General features: G+C 73.1%; 18 protein-coding genes. 7 read left to right on the forward strand and 11 right to left on the reverse strand.

Features of this window, described 5'->3' with window-relative positions; genetic code table 11:
• Positions 1-8: 8 nt before the first annotated feature.
• From V7E45_RS17410 to V7E45_RS17425, 4 genes are all read right to left on the reverse strand, one after another.
• Entirely contained in the window at positions 9-2,153 is a 2,145-nt protein-coding gene (locus V7E45_RS17410; RefSeq protein WP_333775087.1) for a RiPP maturation radical SAM C-methyltransferase, read from the reverse strand.
• 229 nt (positions 2,154-2,382) lie between these two features.
• A complete protein-coding gene (locus V7E45_RS17415) occupies positions 2,383-4,953 on the reverse strand; it encodes a polynucleotide kinase-phosphatase (RefSeq protein WP_333775088.1) in 2,571 nt (856 codons plus the stop codon).
• On the reverse strand, positions 4,950-6,419 hold the full coding sequence (locus V7E45_RS17420) for a 3' terminal RNA ribose 2'-O-methyltransferase Hen1 (protein ID WP_333775089.1): 1,470 nt from the start codon (positions 6,417-6,419) through the stop codon (positions 4,950-4,952). Before V7E45_RS17420 ends, V7E45_RS17415 begins: the two co-directional genes overlap by 4 nt.
• A 517-nt stretch (positions 6,420-6,936) precedes the next feature.
• Positions 6,937-7,875, reverse strand: a complete 939-nt coding sequence (locus V7E45_RS17425) for a hypothetical protein (RefSeq protein ID WP_333775090.1) — start codon at positions 7,873-7,875, stop codon at positions 6,937-6,939.
• Positions 7,876-8,060: 185 nt separating this feature from the next.
• Here V7E45_RS17425 and V7E45_RS17430 point away from each other — a divergent pair, with 185 nt between their 5' ends.
• A complete protein-coding gene (locus V7E45_RS17430) occupies positions 8,061-9,020 on the forward strand; it encodes a D-alanyl-D-alanine carboxypeptidase family protein (protein WP_333775091.1) in 960 nt (319 codons plus the stop codon).
• Between the two features lie 72 nt (positions 9,021-9,092).
• Here the strand turns inward: V7E45_RS17430 and V7E45_RS17435 are convergent, their stop codons facing one another.
• From V7E45_RS17435 to V7E45_RS17455, 5 genes are all read right to left on the reverse strand, one after another.
• A complete protein-coding gene (locus tag V7E45_RS17435) occupies positions 9,093-10,016 on the reverse strand; it encodes an LLM class F420-dependent oxidoreductase (protein WP_333775092.1) in 924 nt (307 codons plus the stop codon).
• Between the two features lie 113 nt (positions 10,017-10,129).
• On the reverse strand, positions 10,130-10,615 hold the full coding sequence (locus V7E45_RS17440; RefSeq protein WP_333775093.1) for a DUF6099 family protein: 486 nt from the start codon (positions 10,613-10,615) through the stop codon (positions 10,130-10,132).
• 210 nt (positions 10,616-10,825) lie between these two features.
• Positions 10,826-11,170, reverse strand: a complete 345-nt coding sequence (locus V7E45_RS17445) for a nucleotide pyrophosphohydrolase (protein ID WP_333775094.1) — start codon at positions 11,168-11,170, stop codon at positions 10,826-10,828.
• The gene (locus V7E45_RS17450) at positions 11,167-12,399 is read right to left on the reverse strand and encodes an ATP-binding protein (RefSeq protein ID WP_333775095.1); all 1,233 of its coding nucleotides are present in this window, start codon (positions 12,397-12,399) and stop codon (positions 11,167-11,169) included. The genes V7E45_RS17445 and V7E45_RS17450 overlap by 4 nt, the downstream gene beginning before the upstream one ends.
• Positions 12,400-12,499: 100 nt before the next feature.
• Complete coding sequence (locus tag V7E45_RS17455; RefSeq protein ID WP_333775096.1) at positions 12,500-12,919, reverse strand: cell division protein SepF; 420 nt, start codon at positions 12,917-12,919, stop codon at positions 12,500-12,502.
• Between the two features lie 331 nt (positions 12,920-13,250).
• Here V7E45_RS17455 and V7E45_RS17460 point away from each other — a divergent pair, with 331 nt between their 5' ends.
• Positions 13,251-14,879: a hypothetical protein gene (locus V7E45_RS17460; protein ID WP_333775104.1), complete on the forward strand. Its 1,629-nt coding sequence runs from the start codon at positions 13,251-13,253 to the stop codon at positions 14,877-14,879.
• Positions 14,880-14,883: 4 nt separating this feature from the next.
• Here the strand turns inward: V7E45_RS17460 and V7E45_RS17465 are convergent, their stop codons facing one another.
• Positions 14,884-15,399 (reverse strand): YceI family protein, encoded by a 516-nt coding sequence (locus tag V7E45_RS17465; RefSeq protein WP_333775097.1) that lies wholly within the window; start codon positions 15,397-15,399, stop codon positions 14,884-14,886.
• An 86-nt stretch (positions 15,400-15,485) separates the two neighbouring features.
• Here V7E45_RS17465 and V7E45_RS17470 point away from each other — a divergent pair, with 86 nt between their 5' ends.
• From V7E45_RS17470 to meaB, 4 genes are all read left to right on the forward strand, one after another.
• Positions 15,486-15,989 carry a MarR family winged helix-turn-helix transcriptional regulator gene (locus V7E45_RS17470; protein WP_333775098.1) on the forward strand — a complete coding sequence of 168 codons (504 nt, stop codon included), beginning with the start codon at positions 15,486-15,488 and terminating at the stop codon, positions 15,987-15,989.
• A 109-nt stretch (positions 15,990-16,098) separates the two neighbouring features.
• Positions 16,099-17,907, forward strand: coding sequence for a methylmalonyl-CoA mutase family protein (locus V7E45_RS17475; RefSeq protein WP_333775099.1), 1,809 nt, complete (start codon positions 16,099-16,101; stop codon positions 17,905-17,907).
• Complete coding sequence (scpA, locus tag V7E45_RS17480) at positions 17,907-20,081, forward strand: methylmalonyl-CoA mutase (protein WP_333775100.1); 2,175 nt, start codon at positions 17,907-17,909, stop codon at positions 20,079-20,081. Before V7E45_RS17475 ends, scpA begins: the two co-directional genes overlap by 1 nt.
• 4 nt (positions 20,082-20,085) lie before the next feature.
• On the forward strand, positions 20,086-21,084 hold the full coding sequence (gene meaB / locus V7E45_RS17485; protein WP_333775101.1) for a methylmalonyl Co-A mutase-associated GTPase MeaB: 999 nt from the start codon (positions 20,086-20,088) through the stop codon (positions 21,082-21,084).
• A gap of 267 nt (positions 21,085-21,351) precedes the next feature.
• On the opposite strand, the gene V7E45_RS17490 is transcribed toward meaB, so the two are convergent.
• Positions 21,352-22,017, reverse strand: a complete 666-nt coding sequence (locus tag V7E45_RS17490) for a class I SAM-dependent methyltransferase (RefSeq protein WP_333775102.1) — start codon at positions 22,015-22,017, stop codon at positions 21,352-21,354.
• Positions 22,018-22,099: 82 nt separating this feature from the next.
• Between V7E45_RS17490 and V7E45_RS17495 the strand changes: the two genes are divergently transcribed.
• Positions 22,100-22,786 (forward strand): TetR/AcrR family transcriptional regulator, encoded by a 687-nt coding sequence (locus tag V7E45_RS17495; protein WP_333775103.1) that lies wholly within the window; start codon positions 22,100-22,102, stop codon positions 22,784-22,786.
• Positions 22,787-22,823: the final 37 nt, after the last annotated feature.

Raw genomic sequence — 22,823 nt, forward strand, 5'->3', positions numbered from 1 at the left:
AGCGACCCTCAGATCGCCGTGCACGGCACCGGCCACCGGTCGATGCGTGGGGGCAGGGCCGTGGCCAGACCGTTGTCGATCCGTACGAGGCGTTCGGCGGTGAGCAGGTCGACGGCCGCGCGCTGGACGGTGTCCAGACCGGCCAGGGGGGTGGGCGTGGTCAGCAGGTCGAAGGTGGCGACCAGGTCGGGGTGGTCGAGGGTGAGCCGGACCGTGGTGCCGGGCTCCCTGCGGTCGATGACGCTGACGAAGCCGGGCCCGCGCCGGTGGTAGAGGATCCCGTGGGCGGGGTCCTGCGGGGCGGTGCCTACGGCGCCCTCCGGCAGCCGGACCGGCTCGCCCCAGGTGGGGAGCGAGACGTAGGTGCCGCCGTCCCGGAACAGCAGGCCGAGGCGGAGGGCGTGCCGGACCCAGCCGTCGAGGGCGCCGGCCGGCACGTCGTGGCCGTCCCCTGTCAGCAGCCGGTGCAGCGCGGGCACCGTACGGCCGTCCTCCAGGCGGCGCATGGCCGCCGCGCGCCAGCCGGTGAAGCGGTGGGTGGCCGGCGGCCACCCGTGCCGCCGGTCGCGCACCAGCAGGTCCGCGCCGTCCGCCTCGAACAGCAGCCGGGAGCGCGCGTGTCCGGCCCGCCACGCGGCCACGGCCTCGCGCAGCCGGCGCTCCGCCGGGCCCGCGAGGCCCGCGTCGTCGGTGTCGAAGAGGTAGACCATGTCGGCGAGTTCGCCCTCGGGCAGGTCGTACACGTGCTGGTACATCTCGGCCGGGCGGCGCTTGCCGAAGCCGAGGCCGGGGTCGGTGAAGTGCGGGCTGAACCGCTCCAGCTGGATGCGGTGCGCGCCGCTCGGCGGCTGGAGGTGGACCAGGGCGGGGAGCTGGTCCACGACCGGCGCGTAGTCGTCCGCCGTCTCGCCGGGGAAGCCGTAGAGCAGGTTCCAGGAGCAGGTCAGCGCGTGGTTCTCGCACTCGCGCAGGGTGCGCACGTTGCGGGCGCCGGTGACGCCCTTGTCCATCAGGTCGAGGACCCGGCTGCCCAGGCTCTCGATGCCGGGCTGGATGTGCACGGTGCCCGACTCGCCGAGCAGCCTCAGCTGGCCGGGGGTGAGGTTGGACTTGACCTCGTAGTGCAGCCTGAGGTCCCAGCCGCTGCCGGCGACCCGGGGCAGGAAGTCGCGGAAGTAGGCCATGTCGATGATGTTGTCGACGGTCACCACGTCGAGGATGCGGTGGCGGCGGACCAGCCGGTCGAGTTCCTCCCACAGCCGCTCGCCCGGCTTGGCGCGGAAGGCCATGGCGGACCCGTTCAGCCCGCAGAAGGTGCAGTGGTGCTTCTCCCCCCACCAGCAGCCGCGGGCGCCCTCGACCACCAGCTTCGGGTGGATGTACTCCCGCACCGCGGACGCGTCCAGGGCGGTCTGCCACTGGTCGTAGTCGGGCGAGGGGATGTCGGCCGGCGCCACGGTCCGCCGGGTCTCGATGTTGGCCCGCGACACCGCTCCGTCCCACCAGCACAGGCCGGGCACGTCCACCGGCACGGTGCCCTCGGCCAGGTGCCGCAGCAGGGCCGGGAAGGCGTACTCGGCCTCGCCGCGCACCACGTGGTCCACGAAGGGATGGTTGCGGTGCAGGGCGTGGCCCATCGGCCCGTCGCAGTTGCTGCCCCCGAACACCACGGTCAACGCGGGCCTGCGGCGCTTGAGTTCGCGGGCGAGCGCGAGGGACGCCACGTTCTGCATGAACGTGCTGGTGAACCCGACGACGTCCGGCTCGGCCGCCAGGATCAAGCTCGCGCACAGGTCGATGAACCCGGCGGCGTACGGGCGCATGTCGACGGCCGTGGCGACGGGCACGTCCCGCCGGGCCGCGTAGTCCCGCAGCCGGGCCAGGCCCCAGCCGGGGTCGTCGTACAGGACGCCGGAGAAGACCCAGTCGCCGAGGCCGTGGAAGATCGCGTCGGAGCCGACCGCCACGCAGTCGCCCGGCCGCAACCGTCCCCCGGAGTGCTCCAGCAGGTACTCCGCCCAGCGCAGCGAGCCGTGGAACTCGGTCACCTCGGCGTCCGGGCGGGCCCGCCGCACCAGCCGGTTCAGCAGGCCCAGTTGCAGCGAGGGGAGGTCCAGCGGATGCCAGGGCATCGTGACCAGGTGAACGCGCATGGTCAGCGGGTCGGCCGCTTCTCCAGGATCGCCGGCCTGCGGCTGGTGCTCCGGTCCTCGCGGACCACGACCTTCTTGATCTCCATGCCCGCCCCCTCCGGCCGCTCGCTCCGCGTCTCCACGGTCTCCACCGCTCCCCCTCCGCACGTTCGAACACCCTTGTGTCGCAAGGCCGTCCACCATATGGACAGAGGTGTGTACGACACAAGGGCGTTCCGTGTCCGCGAGGTCACAGACGCGGGTCCACCGGCTCCGACTCCAGGGCGAGCACCCCGAACACCGCCTCGTGCACCCGCCACAGCGGCTCGCCGCCCGCGAGCCGGTCCAGGGCCTCGAGGCCGAGGGCGTACTCGCGGATCGCCAGCGACCGCTTGTGGTTCAGGAACCGCTGCCGCAGCCGGTCCAGGTTGTCCGGCCGGGTGTACTCGGGGCCGTAGATGATCCGCAGGTACTCGCGGCCCCGGCACTTGATGCCGGGCTGCACCAGCCGCCCCTGCTCGTCGCGCACCAGCGCGCCGAGCGGCTTGACGACCATGCCCTCACCGCCGCGGCCGGTCATCTCCAGCCACCAGTCGACGCCGGCCCGCACCGACTCGGGGTCGCCCGTGTCGACGTACAGCCGCCGGGTGGTCTGCAGCAGCCCGGTGCCGTCGTGCTCCACCAGGCGGTCGAGCAAAGCCAGTTGCTCGTCGTGCGGGAGGGCGGCGAGGCTGCGGCCCTGGACGGCCAGGAGCTGGAAGGGTGCCAGACGGACCCCCTCCAGGCCGTCGGTCGTCCAGCAGTAGCGCCGGTAGGCGTCGGTGAACGCGGCCGCGTCGGCGGCCCGGCCGCGCTGCCGCTCCAGCAGGCCGCCCACGTCGGTGCCGCGCGCGGCGGCGGCCTCCAGCGCGGCGAGCGCGCCCGGGAACACCGCCGCCGAGGCCGCACCGACCGCCGCGTACTGGCTGCGCAGCAGACCGGAGGCCTTCAGCGACCAGGGCATCAGCTCGGCGTCCAGCAGGAGCCAGTCGGTGTTCAGCTCCTCCCACAGGCCCGCGTCCCCGACGGCCGAGCGCAGCCGGCCGAGGATCTCCTCGGTCACCTTCTCGTCGTCGAAGAACGGCCGCCCGGTTCGGGTGTACAGCGCCCCGCCGGGGCCGTCCACGCCGAAGCGCGCGCGGGCCGCGTCCGCGTCCCGGCACACCAGGGCCACGGCCCGCGAGCCCATGTGCTTCTCCTCGCACACGACCCGCGGCACCCCGTCCGCCGCGTACTGGGCGAACGCCTCGACCGGGTGCTCCAGGTAGCCGTCGACGCGGCTGGTCGCCGTGGGCGCCATGGTCGGCGGCAGGTACGGCAGCAGGCGCGGGTCGACGGCGAAGCGGCTCATGACCTCGAGCGCCGCCGCCGCGTTCTCCTCGCGGACCGCGACCCGGCCGGCGTGCCGGGTCTCCACGGCCCTGCGGCCGTACACGTCCGCGAGGTCCAGCGGCCGCCCGTCCTGGCCGCCGGGCGCCTCGCTGCGCAGCGGCCGCGCCGGCTCGTACCAGACCCGCTCGGCGGGTACGTCGACCAGCTCGCGCTCCGGCCAGCGCAGCGCGGTCAGCTTGCCGCCGAAGACCGCGCCGGTGTCCAGGCAGATGGTGTTGTTGAGCCAGGTGGCCTCCGGGACCGGGGTGTGCCCGTAGACCACCGCCGCGCGGCCCCGGTAGTCCTCGGCCCACGGGTAGCGCACGGGCAGCCCGAACTCGTCGGTCTCCCCGGTGGTCTCGCCGTACAGGGCGTGCGAGCGGACCCGTCCCGAGGTGCGGCCGTGGTACTTCTCGGGCAGCCCGGCGTGGCAGACGACGAGCTTGCCGCCGTCGAGGACGTAGTGGCTGACGAGGCCGTCCAGGAAGCGGCGCACCTCGGCCCTGAACTCCTCGCTCTCGCCCTCCATCTGCTCGATGGTCTCGGCGAGCCCGTGGGTGTGCTGGACCTTGCGGCCCTTGAGGAACCGCCCGTACTTGTTCTCGTGGTTGCCGGGCACGCACAGCGCGTGGCCGTGCTTCACCATCGACATCACCCGGCGCAGCACGCCCGGGGTGTCCGGACCGCGGTCGACCAGGTCGCCCACGAACACCGCGGTGCGGCCCTCGGGGTGCGCGCCGTCGGTGTAGCCGAGCTTGGTGAGCAGCGCCTCGAGCTCGGCCGAGCAGCCGTGGACGTCACCGATGACGTCGAACGGGCCGGTGAGGTGGGTCAGGTCGTTGAACCGCTTCTCGGTGACGACGGTGGCGGCCTCGACCTCCTCGGTCCCGCGCAGGACGTGCACCTTGCGGAAGCCCTCGCGCTCAAGGTGCCGCAGCGAGCGGCGCAGCTCCCGGATGTGCCGCTGGATGACCCGGCGGGGCATGTCGGCGCGGTCGGTGCGGGCGACGTTGCGCTCGGCGCACACCTCCTCGGGGACGTCCAGCACGATGACGATGGACAGCACGTCGTACTTCTTGGCCAGTTCGACGAGCCCGCGCCTGCTGTCCTGCTGCACGCTGGTGGCGTCGACGACGGTACGGCGGCCTGCGGCGAGCCGCTTGCCGGCGATGTAGTGCAGGACGTCGAAGGCGTCCCCGGAGGCGCTCTGGTCGTTCTCGTCGTCGGCGACCAGGCCGCGGCAGAAGTCGGAGGAGATCACCTCGGTGGGCTTGAAGTGCCTGCGGGCGAAGGTCGACTTGCCGGAGCCGGAGGCGCCGACGAGGACGACCAGGGACAGGTCGGTGACGGGGAGGACGCGCCCCGCGCGGGTCCCGGTCGTGCTGTTCTCGGTCGTGCTGTTCTCGGTCATGCTGCCTTCGCCTCCTTCTCGGTGTCGTCGTGGCGGTGGAAGACGGCCATCTGGGTGGGCGGCCCCACCTCGGGGTCGTCCGGGCCGACGGGGGTGAACGCGACCTCGTAGCCGTGCCGTTCGGCGACGGCGCGGGCCCAGGCGCGGAACTCCTCGCGGGTCCACTCGAAGCGGTGGTCGCCGTGCCGGACGTGTCCGGCGGGCAGGGTCTCCCAGCGGACGTTGTACTCGACGTTGGGGGTGGTGACCAGGACCGTCCGCGGGCGGGCGTGCCCGAACACGGCGTACTCCAGGGCCGGCAGCCGGGGCTGGTCGAGGTGCTCGATCACCTCGCTGAGCACGGCCGCGTCGTAGCCCTTGAGCCGCTTGTCGGTGTAGGCGAGGGAGCCCTGCAGCAACTGGACCCGGGAGGCCTGGCGCTCCCCCATGCGGTCGAGCTTCAGCCGCCGCGAGGCGATGGTGAGGGCCCGCACGGAGACGTCGACGCCGACGACCTCCGTGAACCGGACGTCCCTGAGCAGTTCCTGCACCAGCTGGCCCTGGCCGCAGCCGAGGTCGAGGACGCGGGCCGCCCCGGCCGCGCGCAGGGCGGCGACGATCGCCTCCCGGCGCAGCACGGCGAGCGGAGTCGGCCTCTCCTCCGCCTCCGTCTCCTCCTCGACGGCGTTGTCGATCGACTCGACCTCGCTGTCGTCGGCCTCGGCGAGGCGCACCAGCTCCAACCGCTCCATCGCCTGCCGGGTCAGGGACCAGCGGCGGGAGAGGTATCGGCTGGTGATCAGCTTCTGCTCGGGGTGTGTGGGCAGCCAGCCCTCACCGGCCCGCAGCAGCTTGTCGACCTCGTCGGGGGAGACCCAGTAGTGCTTGGCGTCGTCGAGGACCGGCAGCAGGACGTACAGGTGGCGCAGCGCCTCGGCGAGGGTGAGCGCCTCCGACTCCAGGACGAGCCGCACGTACCGCGAGTCGCCCCACTGGGGGAACTCGGTGTCGAGGGCGACCGGTTCGGCGGTCACCGTCCAGCCGAGCGGCTCGAAGAGCCGTCGTACGAGGGTGGGGCCGCCGCGGGCGGGCAGTGCGGGCACCTCGATGCGCAGCGGCAGGGGCGCTGCGGCCCGCTCCGGGCGGGCGTTGCACACCCCGCGCAGGGCGCTGGAGAACACGGCGCTCAGGGCGACGGCGAGCAGCGAGGAGGCCGCGTAGGGGCGGTCGTTGACGTACTGCGCGAGTGCCGCGTCGGGTGCTCCGCCGCGGCCCTTGCCCTTGCCCCGGCGGACCAGCGCGACCGTGTCGACCTCCAGCAGCAGCGCGGCCGTGCACCGCTCGGCGTCCGCCTCGGGGTAGAGGACATGGGCGGTGCCGTAGGAGGTGGAGAACGTCTGCGCCTTGTCGGGGTGCTTGTGCAGCAGGAACCCGAGGTCGGTGGCCGGGAGGGCGGCGGTGCCGCGCGTGGATATCGTCAGGAACACAAGGCCGAGTCTCCCCCGCCCACGCCCCCGCGACCACCGGTTTTCCCACGAAGACCGACATCCCCGCCCGACCGGCACGACGCCTTCCGACGGGGCGCATCCGAGCGTCGGCGCCCTCCGTCGGTGGGGCCGCGTTCGAGTGGCGGCGCCCTCCGATGGTGGGCCGCGTTCGAGTGGCGGCGCCTTTCGGCGGTGGGGCCTCAGGCCCTGGTGCCTTTCGGCTTGGGACGTCTCGGGCCGGGCTTCCTTCCGGCAGGGCGCCTTCGTGTCGGGCTGCCTTCCGGCAGGGGGCCTTCTGAGCGGGGCTCCTTCCGGCGGAGGACGCCTCGGGCCGGCCTCTCTTCCGGCGGGCGCCTCGGGCCGGGTGCCTTCCGACGGGAGGCCTCAGGCCCCGGTGCCTTCCGGCGGAGGCGCCTTCAGGGTGGGGCGCCTCTCGGCAAAAGCCGCCCCGGCCCGGGCTTCCTTCCGCCGGGACGCCTCAGGCCCCGGCGCCCTCCGGCGGAGGACGCCTCCCCGTTCAGGACTCCTTGTCGTCCTTGGCGACGATGGCCCGGGCGCGCTCGACGGCTCGGCGGTCCGCCGCGCGCGTGTCGGCCAGTTCCTTCCTGTGCTTGCTGATGGCCGCCTTCTGCGCGCGGACCTCGAGGGCGTGCACGGTGCCGATGTAGTCGGTGTCGAGCTTGCACCCGGCGTCGGCGGCCGCCGTCTTCTTCTCCTTCTTCGACGGCTCCTCGGTCCCGAACCAGGCGGTGTCCACGGCCGCCTTCTCCGGGGCCGGGTAGTGGAAGCCCTGCTCCTTCATGCAGGCGGACCAGTCGCGGTCGGCCTTCTTCCAGGCCGGGTCCTTCCGCGCCTGCCGGCGGGAGGTGTACCAGAGCTGCATGGCGGGCGAGTAGAAGCCGGTGAGCGTCAGGCCGCCGATCTTCGCCGGCGCGGGCGCGGGGCCGTGGATCTTCCGTCCGGCCTGCCCGAGGCAGCCACCGTCGGGAATGAGGTGCCCGTGGGCGCGGCGGCTTTCGCCGGATCCGGATGCGCCGGTGAGGGCGAGGTACTGGTCGGCGGACCATTCCATGGGCTGGGTGGAGCCGTCGTCGGGCCGGCCGCGGTAGCCGTCCTCGGCCGCCCGGTCGGGGTCGTCCACGCCGTAGGGCCGGTCGTCGCCGAGCGGGCCGTGGCTCTCGGGAACGCCTCGCTGGACCGGGTACGTGGACTCGACGGCCTCGGTGGCGAGTGTCGCGAAGCCGGGGAAGCCGAGCCGGACCATGCACCGCTTGGCGAGGATCCACTGCGCCTTGCCGAAGGCCTTTCCGCCGTCCGACGACGGGTCCGGTATGTAGGCGTTCAGCGGGAACGACGTCCGGGTGTTGAGGCGACGGGCCCGGTCACCGGCGTCGTCCTGACCGGTGAACTGGCATGCGGACGCGGCCAGCAGGCCGGTGAGGAGGAGAGGCAGCACTTTGCGCACCCGGCCATCCGAGCAGGCCCGGGGCGTACGCGCCGTGATGGAGCCCACAGTTCCGGCACATGCGGATCACAGGGCGCGCACATCGCCCCGGTTCCTGTGATCTGCACCATGGCTCCCCACCGCAGGACCTGATGGACTGACTCACCGTCAACTGACCACTGACAGAAGGGGGAACCATGACCACCGACCGAGCAGGAGTCGGCAGAAGCGTCACGGCGAGAGGTGCCGTCGCGGTGGTGGCCGGAGCCGTCCTGAGCACGGGCGTCCTCGCGGCCGCTCCGGCCCAGGCAGCCGCTCCGGCCCAGGCGGCCGCCGCCCAGCCCGCCGCCGCGCCGCAGGTGTCCGCTCAGGGCGCGTACGCGATGAACGCGGCCACGTCGAAGCAGCTTTTCGGCAAGGCGTCGGACGGGCCGCTGCGGACGGGTTCCACAACGAAGATCATGACGGCGCTCGTGGTGCTGTCGCAGCCGCACCTGAACCTCGACAAGAAGGTGAAGATCAAGAAGGAGTACACGGACTACGTCATCGACCCGGCGACGGGCGGCCAGCGCTACTCCAGCGCGAAGCTGATCCTCGGCGACTCGATGAAGGTGCGCGACCTGCTGTACGGGCTGCTGCTGCCGTCGGGCTGCGACGCGGCCTACGCCCTCGCGGACACCTACGGGACCGGCGCGACGACCCAGCAGCGCACGAAGTCGTTCATCACCCAGATGAACCGCAAGGCGCACGAACTCGGCCTGAACAACACCTACTTCGACTCCTTCGACGGGGTGTCCAACGGCAACAACCACGCGTCCCCGCGTGATCTGGCCAAGCTGGCCGCCGTCGCCCTGAAGAACAAGACGTTCAAGAAGGTCGTCGGCACCAAGACGTACGACGACATGGCGTCGTACCGGCCGGGCGGCGGTACGCACACCATGGACCCGTGGCAGAACACCAACACGCTGCTCGGCTCCTACCGGGGCGCGATCGGCGTGAAGACCGGCTCGGGCCCGGAGGCGAAGTTCTGCCTGGTGTTCGCGGCGACCCGGGGCGGAAAGACCGTGGTGGGGACCGTGCTCGCCGACACGTCGGTGGACGAGCGGTTCAAGGACGCCAAGAAGATCCTGGACTACGGCTTCGCGCACATCCGCTGACGCGGGACCGCCGGCCTAGGTCGCCGGCGAAGGCCGGCCGGGCACTGACCCGGCCGGCCCCGTGGCGGGGTACTACGAGAGCTGCGACTGGACCTGGCCGGCGATCAGCTCCAGGTGGTCGAGGTCGTCGAGGTCGAGGATCTGGAGGTAGATCCGCCGGGACCCGATCTCGGCGTACCGGCCGATCCTGTCGACGACCTCGGCCGGGGAACCGGCCAGGCCGTTGGCCTTCAGCTCGTCCACCTCACGCCCGATCGCGGCCGCGCGCCGGGCCACCTCCTGTTCGTCCCTGCCCACGCACGCCACGAGCGCGTTGGAGTACGTCAGCTCGTCCGCCCGGCGCCCCGCCTCCTCGGCGGCGGCGCGCACCCGGCCGAACTGCCGCTCGCTGTCCTCGACGGAGGCGAAGGGGATGTTGAACTCGTCCGCGAACCGGGCCGCGAGCCGCGGGGTGCGGGTCGCGCCATGACCGCCGATGATCACCGGGATCCGCGTCTGCGCCGGCTTGGGCAGCGCGGGTGATTCGGTGAGGTCGTAGTAGCGGCCGTGGAAGTCGAAGGTCTCGCCGGTCTTGGTCGCCCAGAGCCCGGTGACGATCTCCAGCTGCTCCTCCAGGCGGGCGAACTTCTCCTTGGGGAACGGGATGCCGTACGCCTTGTGCTCCTCCTCGAACCAGCCTGCGCCCAGGCCCAGTTCGACCCGGCCGCCGGACATCTGGTCGACCTGGGCGACCTGGATGGCGAGCACGCCCGGCAGCCGGAAGGTGCCGGCCGTCATCAGGGTGCCGAGACGGATGCGCCGGGTCTCGCGGGCCAGCCCGGCCAGGGTGATCCAGGCGTCCGTGGGGCCCGGCAGACCGTCCACGCTGCCCATCCGCAGGTAGTGGTCGGAACGGAAGAAGGCGTCGAACCCGAGGTCCTCGGTGGCCTTCGCCACGGTGAGCAAGGTGTCGTACGTGGCCCCCTGCTGGGGCTCGGTGAAGATTCGAAGGTCCATACACCCATCCTGCACGGCGGCCGCCCCGACGACCTCACTGGCGCCGCCGGGCGCGGCGGTGCCGGTCGGGTGAGATCCGCCCGGCCCGGCAGGGGGCGCACTCCGGTCGCGGGTCACACGCCGGTCGGGCTGTCCTCCGTGCTCTCGGGTAACGCCTCCTCGCGTGCCGCGAGCTTGCGCAGCATCTCCAGAACGCGGTCGCGGGACTCGTCGGCCGCGTCGATGGCCTCCATGCACTGCCAGTACGTCGTCTCGTCGGCCGCCGCGCTCGCCATGCCGACCAGGGCGATGCCGACCTCGGCGAGCAGACCGCCGAGGCACAGCAGGGTCTGCCGGGCGTCGTCCAGCTCGGTGAGCTGGGCGGCGCGCAGGTCGCCCGGGTCGAGCTCGGGAGGGTCCAGGACGCCGCAGCCCCGGCCCGCGAGCTCGGTCAGACCCAGCGCCTCGCCCCGCAGCTCGGGCGGCCCGGACACCGCGAGGCGGCTGCCGATCGCCTGGGCCAGGGCCTGTGCCTGCCACACCTCCGCCATCATCTCGGGGATGTCGGCGCCTCCCACCAGGGCACGCCTGCTCGTCGCAATGAGCCGCAGTGCTTCCATGCGCTGCCCCCGTCCCGTCCGCCGTGCGTCCCCGCACGTCCGCTTGAACTCCCTTGTTCATTACCCAGAGTGAGGTGCGGTGAGACGAAAAGCCAGAGGAAGCCCGAAATCTGTGGACAACAATTCGGATTCGGGCGCGAATTCGACTGCGGAGAGTGATAGCGGAATGGTGAGGTCCGGACGTTTCGGTCCGAGTCGGTCCGAGTCGGGTCAGGGGGCGTCCCCCGCTCCCGGGCGCGGGAAGCGGTGTTCGTTGCGGTCGATCTTGGCGGCCAGGGCGGCCAGCGGGTCGATGCCGAGGACTTCGCAGAACTGGAGCAGATAGGCGAGGACGTCGGCGACCTCGTCCGTGACGCGGTGCGCGGTGCCGGGGTCGGCCATCACGCGGGCCGACTCCTCCGGCGTCAACCACTGGAAGATCTCGACCAGTTCGGAGGCCTCCACGCTCAGCGCGGACACGAGGTTCTTGGGCGTGTGGTAGGGCTGCCAGTCGCGCGCGGCGGCGAACTCGGCGAGCCTGCGCTGGAGTCCGGCCAGGTCAGGGTGTTCCGTCACGGCTTCAGGTGTACCACTGTGACGCCCTCGGTCCCCACCGCCCAGGAGGCGTCGCCCACCGCGCCCACGCAGCGGATGTGCCCGCGCTCACCCATCCTGGCCGCCGTCCGCAGCAGTGCGCGGCGCTGGTCCGGGTCGAGGCAGCGGTCGAAGCCGTCGGCGAGCACGGTGAGGGTGCGCAGGGCGTCGGGCACCTCGCCCGGTGTGTCCACGTCGAGCACGCCGGGCCCGGTCAGCAGCACCAGCGCGAGCGCGACATAGCGCAGTTCGCCGTCGCCGAGCCGGGCCAGCTCGGTGCGCGGGCCGGCTCCCCGGTCGATCAGGGCCCGGACGGTGCCGTCGGCCAGCGGCTCGGCGACCAGGTCGGCCACCGGGCCCGCGCAGCCGGCCCGCAGCGCCTCCACCAGCAGGGCGTGCCGGCGGCCGCACTCGAACCGGGTGCGCCAGACGACGTCGGCGAGGTTGTCGCAGCCACGCATGAGACGCCCCGTGCCGGTGGGGACGGGGGTGCGCATGCGCTCGGGGCGCGGGTCGCACGGGAAGACGGAGCGCAGGGCGACGACCATCTGCTCGGCGGCGGCGAGCACGTGCCGTTGCCCGTCGGTCTTGCCGGCCACCCGCAGCGGCAGCAGGGCGGTGCCCAGCCGGTCGTCCGGCAGCGGGGCCCGGGTCACCGGGGCGGCACCCGCGGTGTGCCAGGCGGCCTGGACGGTCCGGCGGCCGGGGTCGCGCAGGGCGGTCTCCAGCAGGACCACCCCGCGGGCCGTCAGCCGCTCGCCGACGATCCGCAGCTCCGGCTCGGCCTGTACGGCGACATCGAGCCGGACCGGCCCCTCGGCGCCGTCCGCCGTGCAGCCGATCCGGAAGCCCCGCCGTCCCTGGCCGTCGGGGCGCGCCCGCTCGGGGACGCAGGCGCCGGGTTCCGGGAACACCTCGACGAGGGACGCTCCCCCGCCGAGCCGCGCCAGCGCCTCGTACGCGGCGAGCGCGGTCGACTTGCCCGTCCCGCTGCGCCCGGCGAACAGGGTGACCGCCCCGAGCGGGAACGTGGCCCGCTGGTGCCCGGCGAACGCGGACAGCCGCAACTCGGTGGTCCGGGCGCGTACGTCGACGGGACCGGCGGACGCGGACGGCTCGGCGGACGCGGAGGACGCGGACGCGGAGGGTTCGGCGGGCGCGGGCAGCCGGGCGGACGCGGAAGGTCCGGCGGGCGCGGAAGACACGGCCATATGCGGACGGTATGCCTCCGCCGAACCGGTGAACCGTTTTGCCCGGCGCACCTTCCTACGAACGGGGGACCCTCCCCCGTGACCGCGGCACGGCGCCCGCTCAGCCGCCGGAGACGCCCGCGCCCTCCATCAGCCCGCTGACCTCCGTGCCGGGCGGCGTCAGCAGGAACACGTTGCGGTCCACCCGGTGCATCCCGCTGCCGAGGCCGAAGACGACCCCGGTGCTGAAGTCGAGGACGCGCTTGGCGACGTCGCCCTCCGCGCCGGACAGGTCCAGCAGCACCGGAGCCCCGGCCATCAGGGTCTCGGCCACCTCACGGGCGTCCGCGAAGACGTTGACCCGCAGCACGACGAACCGGCGCCGCGTCTCGGTCTCCGCGTCCGGCAGCGAGCGGTGGTCCACCGCCGACGGCCAGGCGTCCCGGCCTCTCAGCGGCACGACCTGGGCGAGCCCTTCCCACTGTTCATCGGTGACGTCGTAACGGCTCACCGGCTCCCCCCGACCTGACTCGCACTCCATGCCTGCACCAGCCAATTCTTACGCCAAGTCACCTGTTCGGCCTAACAGCGACACACTGCGCGACCGCACGGCGTCCCGGCGCCGCCCCCCTCGCGCGCGCCACATGTGCGCATACGCCCGCTTCTTACCGCCCTCACACCCGACTCTTCACCTGTCGTCGCGCCCCGCTCACCGGCCGCCACTAGCGTCCGGTGCCGTGCACTTGGCAGAAAAAACACAGGTGACACCCGGCCGGCGGACACTGTCGGCGGTGTCCGCCGCTCCCGGAGGCCGCGCGGACGACGTCCGCGGCCCCGCGCAATGGCATCGCGTCCTGACCCTGCTCGCCGACATGAGCCTCTTCATCGGCACGCGCACGGTGTGGACGCAGGCGGCCACGCACCGCCTCGTCCTGGCCGGGGTCATCTCCGTCTGCTACGCCTCGGTCCTGGTCAGCGGCGTGCTCGCGCTGACGGTCCGCAGGGCGCGCTCGCTGGCCCGCCTCGACCTCGTCGTGCTGCTCACCGCCGTCGCGCTCACGCTGTGCACCTGGGCGCTGAACCACGCCGGCGGCGACGAGGCGGTGCTGACCACCCAGGCCGCCCGGGAGATGGTCGCCGGGCACGCGGTGTACGGGCAGCCCTGGCCCTGGCTGTTCCACGCCAAGGGGGTCGCGCTCACGGCGACGACGACCGGCGGTTACGACCTCACCTACGGCTATCCCCCGCTGGCGCCGCTGCTGACCGCGCCCCTGCTGTGGCTGGGCCACGGCGGCGCCCCGGCCACCGCGATGACGACGCTCGCGCTGATCGCCGGGGCCGCGCTGCTGTGGCGGCTGCTGCCGGTGCCGTGGCGGTCGGCGGCGACCATGCTGTGCCTGGGGTTCGGCTTCCTGTCCACGTACGCGCGGCAGGGCTATCCGGCGATCCTGGCCCTGGTGCTGCTGATCCCCGTGGTGGTGGGCTGGCCGCGCATCGGCGCCGGGGGCCGGCTGGGTACGCCGGGCATCGTGCGGGCCGTCTGCCTCGGGGCCGCGTGCGCGACCCAGCAGCTGCCCTGGTTCGTCACCCCGTTCCTGCTGGCCGGCATCTACGCGGTACGCCGTGGCGAACTGGGCCCGCGCCCGGCGCGGCTGGTGGTGCTGCGGATACTGGGCGTCGCCGCGACGGCCTGGCTGCTGATCAACACGTACTTCCTCGTGCACGAGCCGGGCCCCTGGCTCGGCGGGATCGCCCTGCCGCTCACCCAGGGCGCGATCCTGCACGGGCAGGGCCTGGTGGACGTCTCGCTGTACTTCACGCACGGCAGCGACCGGCTCGACTGGTACGGCCACGCGAGCGTGCTGCTGGCCGCGGCCCTGCTGGCGCTGTTCGTGCTGTTCGTCCGGCGGCTGGGCCCGGCGGCGACCGTGCTGCCCTGGTGCGCCTTCTACCTGGCGACCCGCTCCCAGGACGGCTACTACCTGATGATGACCCCGCTGTGGCTCGCGGCGGCGGTCACCGCGCCGCTGCCGGAGTTCGCGCGCGCCTGGCAGCCGCGCCCCCGCCCGCTGCGCGGCCCGCGCCGCAGGCCCGCGCTGGTGGGCGCGGTGGTGCTGCTGGTGCTGCCCGCGCTGGTGAGCGCGGCGCTCGCGGTCACGGGAAGGCCGCCGCTGCGGATGGACGTCACGGCGGCGCGACGGGCCGCGGCGCGCTCGCTGTCGGCGGTGACCGTGCGGGTGACCAACACCGGGGGCGGTCCGCTCACCCCGCACTACATGCTGACCACGGGCCAGGGCATGAGCCGGTACTGGTCGCTGGTGCGCGGCCCCGCCACCATCCCCGGGCACACCACGGCGACCGTCGAACTGCGGGCGCCGTCCGGGAGGTTCCCGCTGCCGGCCCGGCGCGACGCCCACATCCGGCTGCGTGCCTTCACGGCGGGTCCGCAGACGCTCTCCACCCGGGACCTCGGCCCGGCAGAGCTGGGCCGCAGGGGCTGATTCGTCAGGCGGCCGCGCGGGTGAAGCGCAGCGTGGCGGTGACCGTGGTCAGGCCGCGCATCATGCCGAGCTGGTTCCAGGTCACGCCGAACTGGTCGCGGTCGACGGTGAACTCCGCCTCCAGGGCGAGCGCGTCGGCCGTCGCCGAGGTCAGGCGCGCGATGAGGGTCAGCGGCCGGCTGACGCCCCGCACGGTGAGCTGACCGCTGACCCGTACATCGTCACCGTCGAGGCGCTCGGCGGAGCGGACGTCGAAGGTGATCTCGGGGTGGTCGCCGGCGGCCAGCAGGTCGGCCGAGCGCAGGTGTTCGTCGCGCTTGGCGTTGCCGGTGTCGAGGGAGGCCACCTCCAGCGTCACGGTGCCGGCGGCGGAGCCGTCGGGCCGGACCTCGCCGCGGCCGGTGACGGCGGCGAAGGCGCCCTTGACGGTGACCAGGCCCCAGAAGGTCTTGTGCCGCAGGCTCACGACGGAGGCCGCCGGGTCGAGCCGCCAGATGCCTGTTTCCACGGCGACGGTCATGGCCGCCCTCCGAATCACTCGTTCAAATTTGGATGACTGCACGCTAGCCCAATATCCAAATTTGAACAACAGATAGACTCGAAACCATGGCCGCCCGCGACGAACCCCCCGCCGACCAGCCCGCCTGTCCCGCCGCGGGCGACGCCGGCCTGCTCCCGGGCGAACTGCGGGCCTGGATGCTGCTGCTGGCCGCGACGGGCGCGGTGGAACAGCGACTGCGGTCCGCCGTGAAGGAGTCCCTCGACGTCTCGCACGACGAGTTCCTGATCCTCTGCCTGCTCGCCGAGCAGCCGCGCGGCGGCCTGCGCATGACCCGGATCGCCGAACTGCTCGGCCGCCCCAAGACCCGGCTCACCTACCAGATCGCCTGTCTGCAACGGGCCGGCCTCGTCACCCGCGAGTCCGTCCGCGGCGACAAGCGGGGCATCGAGGTCGCGCTCACCGAGAAGGCCCGGGGCCGGCTGCGCGAGGTGTCCGGCACCCTGGCCGAGACGGTCACCCGGGCGCTCGCCCGCTTCGTCGGCCCGGAGCAGCGCGAGGCGCTGGGCGCGCTCATCCCGGGCCTCGCCGAGGGGCCGCACCAACCGTAGGAAATCGGACCCTTGAGACCGGGCGAGGTGCAGGTCACATCCGTAAGGAGGGAAACGTCACAAGGCCCGCCCTGCACTCGATTGAGCGCACTGCCCTAGCATCCGAGCCATGACGGTCCTGCCTGACGACGGGCTCTCACTGGCCGCCGAGTTCCCTGACGCGACACACGAGCAGTGGCAACGCCTGGTCGAGGGTGTGCTGCGCAAGTCGGGCAAGGAAGTCTCGGGCGAGGCAGCTGAGGACGCTCTGTCCACGACGCTGGAGGACGGGCTGCGCACCCGGCCCCTGTACACGGCGCGCGACGGCGCGCCCGACCCCGGCCTGCCCGGCTTCGCCCCGTACCTGCGCGGCGGCCGCCCCGAGGGCAACACCGCGGGCGGCTGGGGCGTACGGCAGCGGCACGCGGCGCTCACCGACGGAGCGGTCCTCGGGGACCTGGAGAACGGCGTCACCTCGCTCTGGCTGGTGCTGGGCGAGGGCGGCATCCCGGTGGCCGACCTGCCGCGCGCCCTCGACGGCGTCTACCTCGACCTCGCCCCGGTGGTCCTGGACGCCGGCCCGGACACCGAGGCCGCCGCGGCCGGACTGCTGCGGCTGTACGAGGAGAAGGGCGTCGACCCGAAGACGGTGCGCGGCAACCTCGGCGCCGACCCGCTCGGCCACCAGGCCCGCACCGGCACCCCGCAGGACTTCGCGCCCGTCGCCGCCCTCGCCGCGCGCTGCGCCGAGCAGTACCCGGGCCTGCGCGCGCTGACCGTGGACGCGCTGCCGTACCACGAGGCCGGCGGCTCGGCCGCCCAGGAGCTGGGCGCCTCCCTCGCCACCGGCGTCGCCTACCTGCGGGAGCTGACCGGGGCCGGCCTCACGGTCGAGGCGGCCTGCGCCCAGCTGGAGTTCCGCTACGCGGCCACCGCCGACCAGTTCCTGACCATCGCCAAGCTGCGCGCCGCGCGCCGGCTGTGGGGCCGGGTCGCCGAGGTGTCCGGCGCGCCGGGCGCCGGTGCCCAGGTCCAGCACGTGGTGACCTCGCCGGTGATGATGACGCGCCGCGACCCGTGGGTGAACATGCTCCGCACGACGGTCGCCACGCTGGCCGCCGGAGTGGGCGGCGCCGACTCCGTCACCGTGCTGCCGTTCGACCACGCGCTGGGCCTGCCGGACGCGTTCGCCCGGCGCATCGCCCGCAACACCTCCACGATCCTGGTCGAGGAGTCCCACCTGGCCCGGGTCATCGACCCGGCGGGCGGCTCCTGGTACGTCGAGCGCCTGACCGACGAACTCGCCCACGCGGCCTGGGAGTTCTTCCGGTCCGTCGAGCGGGACGGCGGCCAGGCGGCCGTACTGCGCTCCGGCCGGATCCGCACGGACCTGGCGACGACCTGGGCGGAGCGCTCCAAGAAGCTCGCCAGGCGCCGCGAACCCGTCACCGGCGTCAGCGAGTTCCCGCTGCTGTCCGAGAAGCCGGTGGAGCGCGAGCCCGCGCCCGAGCCGCCGTCCGGCGGACTGCCCCGGGTGCGCCGTGACGAGGCGTACGAGGCCCTGCGCGCCCGCTCCGACGCCCACCTCGCGGCGACCGGCTCCCGCCCCAGGATCTTCCTGGCCACCCTCGGTCCGGCCGCCGCGTACACCGCGCGCTCGACCTTCGCCGCCAACCTCTTCCAGGCCGGCGGCATCGAACCGGTCACCGGGGGCGGCTTCGAGGACAGCGGCGCCACCGAGGCCGTGCTGTGCTCCAGTGACGACCTGTACGCCGAGCAGGCCGCGCAGGCCGCCGAGTCGCTGCGCGCCGCCGGTGCCCGGCACGTGTTCCTCGCGGGCCGCCCGGCCGCGTACGCGGGCGTCGACTCGTACGTCTTCGCGGGCTGCGACGCCGTCGACGTCCTGTCCGCGACCCTCGACCGCATGGGAGTGTCCTGATGGGAATCCCCGACTTCGCCGGCATCGAGCTGGGGACGCCGGCCGCCGACGGCAGCGCCGAGGAGTGGCGGGCCGCCGCCGAGCGGGCGGCCGGCGGTGCGGAACCGCTGTGGGAGACCCCGGAGGGCATCGGGGTCAAGTCGCTGTACACCGGCCGCGACCTGGAGGGCCTGGACTTCCTCGGCACCTACCCGGGCATGGCGCCGTACCTGCGCGGCCCCTACCCGACGATGTACGTCAACCAGCCCTGGACGATCCGCCAGTACGCCGGCTTCTCCACCGCCGAGGAGTCCAACGCGTTCTACCGGCGCAACCTGGCGGCCGGTCAGAAGGGCCTGTCGGTCGCCTTCGACCTGCCGACCCACCGGGGGTACGACAGCGACCACCCGCGCGTCACCGGCGACGTCGGCATGGCGGGCGTGGCCATCGACTCGATTCTCGACATGCGGCAGCTGTTCGACGGCATCCCGCTGGACAAGATGACCGTGTCGATGACGATGAACGGCGCGGTGCTGCCGATCCTGGCGCTGTACATCGTGGCGGCGGAGGAGCAGGGCGTACCGCCCGAGAAGCTGGCCGGGACCATTCAGAACGACATTCTGAAGGAGTTCATGGTCCGCAACACCTACATCTACCCGCCGAAGCCGTCGATGCGGATCATTTCCGACATCTTCGCGTACACCTCGCAGCGGATGCCCCGCTACAACTCCATCTCCATCTCCGGCTACCACATCCAGGAGGCCGGTGCGACGGCCGACCTGGAGCTGGCGTACACCCTCGCCGACGGCGTGGAGTACATCAGGGCGGGCCGCGAGGCCGGTCTGGACGTGGACGCGTTCGCGCCCCGGCTCTCGTTCTTCTGGGCGATCGGCATGAACTTCTTCATGGAGATCGCCAAGCTGCGCGCGGCACGGCTGCTGTGGGCCAAGCTGGTCGCTCAGTTCGAGCCGAAGAACACCAAGTCCCTGTCACTGCGCACCCATTCGCAGACCTCGGGGTGGTCGCTGACCGCCCAGGACGTGTTCAACAACGTCACGCGCACGTGTGTCGAGGCGATGGCGGCGACCCAGGGCCACACCCAGTCGCTGCACACCAACGCCCTCGACGAGGCCCTGGCCCTGCCCACCGACTTCTCGGCCCGCATCGCCCGCAACACCCAGCTGCTCATCCAGCAGGAGTCGGGCACCACCCGGGTCATCGACCCGTGGGGCGGCAGCGCGTACGTGGAGCGGCTGACGTACGACCTCGCCCGCAAGGCGTGGGCGCACATCCAGGAGGTCGAGCAGGCGGGCGGCATGGCGCAGGCCATCGACGCCGGCATCCCGAAGCTGCGTGTGGAGGAGGCCGCCGCGCGCACCCAGGCCCGGATCGACTCCGGACGTCAGCCGGTGATCGGCGTCAACAAGTACCGCGTGGACAGCGACGAGCAGATCGAGGTCCTCAAGGTCGACAACTCCTCGGTGCGCGCCCAGCAGATCGAGAAGCTGCGGCGGCTGCGCGCGGAGCGGGACGAGACCGCCTGCCAGGACGCGCTGGACGCGCTCACCCGGGCCGCGGACGGCGACGGCAACCTGCTGGAGCTCGCCGTGCGCGCGGCCAGGGCCAAGGCGACCGTCGGCGAGATCTCCGACGCCCTGGAGAAGGTGTACGGGCGGCACGCGAGCCAGATCCGTACGATCTCCGGCGTGTACCGCAACGAAACAGGGGAGTCCCCGTCCGTGGACCGCACCCGCGCCCTGGTGGACGCCTTCGAGGAGGCCGAGGGCCGGCGCCCGCGCATCCTGGTCGCCAAGATGGGTCAGGACGGGCACGACCGGGGCCAGAAGGTGATCGCCACCGGCTTCGCCGACCTCGGCTTCGACGTCGACGTCGGCCCGCTGTTCCAGACGCCGGAGGAGGTCGCCCGGCAGGCGGTCGAGGCCGACGTGCACGTGGTCGGCGTGTCGTCGCTGGCCGCCGGTCACCTCACCCTGGTGCCCGCGCTGCGCGAGAAACTGGCCGAGGAGGGCCGGGAGGACATCACGATCGTGGTCGGCGGTGTCATCCCGCCGCAGGACGTGCCGGTCCTGCTGGAGATGGGCGCGGCGGCCGTGTTCCTGCCCGGCACGGTGATCCCGGACGCCGCCTACGACCTGGTGAAGCGGCTGTCGGCCGACCTCGGCCACGACCTGTAGCCCCATGGCAGCGATCGATCTCGACACGTATGTGAAGGGTGTGCTCGACGGCAGGCGGGCCCTGGTGGCCCGCGCCATCACGCTCGTCGAGTCCACCCGGCCCCAGCACCGGGCGCTGGCCCAGCAGTTGCTCACGGAGCTGCTGCCGCACAGCGGCCGGGCGAGGCGGATCGGCGTGAGCGGGGTGCCGGGTGTCGGCAAGTCGACCTTCATCGACGCCTTCGGCACCCTGCTGACCTCCCTGGGGCACCGGGTGGCCGTCCTCGCGGTCGACCCGTCCTCGACGCGCACCGGCGGCTCGATCCTCGGCGACAAGACGCGGATGGAACGGCTGGCGGTGGACCCCGCGGCCTTCGTCCGGCCCTCCCCCAGCGCGGGCACGCTGGGTGGGGTCGCGAAGGCCACCCGGGAGTCGATGGTGGTCATGGAGGCGGCGGGCTACGACGTGATCCTGGTGGAGACCGTCGGCGTGGGCCAGTCGGAGACGGCCGTGGCGAACATGGTCGACTCCTTCCTGCTGCTGACCCTGGCCCGCACCGGCGACCAGTTGCAGGGCATCAAGAAGGGTGTCCTGGAGCTGGCCGACGTCATCGCCGTCAACAAGGCGGACGGCCCGCACGAGCGCGACGCGAAGGCCGCGGCCCGTGAACTGTCGGGCGCGCTGCGCCTGATGCACGGCAAGGACGCGTTCTGGACGCCCCCGGTGCTCAGTTGCAGCGCCCGGGAGTCGGCGGGCCTCGACGTGGTGTGGGACCGGCTGGAACAGCACCGCTCCCTGCTGGACTCCACGGGCCGGCTCGCCGCCAAGCGCCGGGACCAGCAGGTCGACTGGACCTGGTCGATGGTCCGGGACGAACTCCTGGACCGCCTGCGCACGCACCCCGCGGTGCGCGAGGCGGCCCCGGGTCTCGAACAGCGGGTGAAGGAGGGCTCGCTGACGGCGACGCTGGCGGCGGAACAGATCCTGCGGGCGTTCGAGAACACCGACCGGCCGACGGACTGACCTCCCCGTCACCGTCACGCACGGCGGCTTCACGGGGGCCGGGTGAGCCGCGCGACACCGTGACGGTGGCGGGTTTGCGGTGCCGGCGAGGGGTGAGACGGCTTGGATGGCGTACCCCACACCAGGAACCGGTCCCTCTCCGGCGGCCGGGACGACACCGGGTGTCGGTGGAGCGGGACGCGAATCGACGGGGGTGGCCGGCCGGAACCGGCGACGCGCGCAGCCGCGCCCGCACGCCGCCGGTTCCGACACCCCGTCACCCCCTTGTCACTCCTCTGCGCGCCGCGCCTGTACGTAGTACAGCCAGGGCCGGACGTCACCGTGGCCGCACACCTCGAAGCCGGCGTCGGCGACGAGGCCGTCCAGGACGTCCACCCGGTTGTACGCCATGGCGTGCGCCGTTCCGCCGTGCACCAGGAGGCGGCCGAGGCGACTGCTCGGCGGCCGGAACTCCGCGACCAGCAGCCGCCCGCCGGGGCGCAGCACGCGCCGCATCTCGCGCAGGGCCGGCGGCCGCAGGTCCTCGGGGAGGTGGTGGAGCATCAGGCTGGTGACGACCGTGTCGAAGGACGCGTCGGGCAGGTCGAGCGCCTCGGCGATCCCCTCGCGGTAGGCGCAGGGGGCACTGCCGGGGCGCCGCTTCCTGCTCCGGGCGTGCGCCAGGACCGGCGATGAGGGGTCCACGCCGGTGACCGCGCCCTCCGGGCCGACTTCGGCCGCCATGCGCCGGGTCAGGTAGCCGGTGCCGCAGCCGACGTCGAGCACGCGGTCGCCGGGTGCGGCGCCGCTGAGCCGGGCGAGCCGGGTGAAGGCACGGTCGCGGCGGCCGGCGAAGCAGACGGCGCCGAAGAGTTCGTAGGTGCGCGGGCTCGCGACGGTCACGCCGGGCGTGTCCGGGTGCGGTCCGCCCTGCACGAGGCTTCCGAGGGGCATGATCCTCCTCCATAACTTAGTCATGACTAAGTACAAGCCCTAACTTAGTCCTGACTAAGAAAGGGGGCAAGGGGGGCATACGATGACCGACGTGACCGAGTCCAGCCCCCGCGCCCGTACGCGCACCCGTCTGCCCGCCGCGGAGCGCCGCGCGTCGATCCTCGCCGCGGCCACGGAGGTGTTCTCGGAGACCGGCTACCAGCGCGGCAAGGTCTCCGACATCGCCAAGCGGGTCGGGGTCAGCGAACCGGTCGTCTTCCAGAACTTCGGCTCGAAGGCCGCGCTGTACCGGGCGACCCTGGACCACGCGGTGGAGTCGGTGTCCGCGCTGCTGCACCAGGCCGCCGACACGGGCCGCCCGGTTCCCGAGGTGCTGACGTCCTTCCTCGACCCCGCGCACATGGACCGCTTCCACCGGCCCGGCGCGCACGGGTTCCTCTTCGCGGACGCCACCGCCCTGGCCCACGACCCGGATCTCGGCCAGGCTCTGCGCCAGGTCCACCAGCACCTCGCCGACATGCTCGCCGGTCTGCTGGACCGCGGCCGGTCGGCCGGCGACATCCGGCAGGACGTCGACCCGCACACCGCCGCATGGTGGCTGGTCTCCCTCCTCGCGGGCCGCTCCTTCCGCGCGGCGGTCGTCCCCGACCGGGACACGGTGGAGGCCGAACTGACGGACCTGGCGCTACGGGCGCTGCTGTCCCGGGGCAACGAGGGCAACGAGGGCAACGGGGGCAACGGGGGCAACGGGGGCAACGAGGAGCCGTAAGCCCTCTGGTGCGCACCCTCGTTCCCCGCCAGTCGCC

This window comes from Streptomyces sp. IBSBF 3136, assembly GCF_036815105.1.
Lineage (GTDB): Bacteria > Actinomycetota > Actinomycetes > Streptomycetales > Streptomycetaceae > Streptomyces.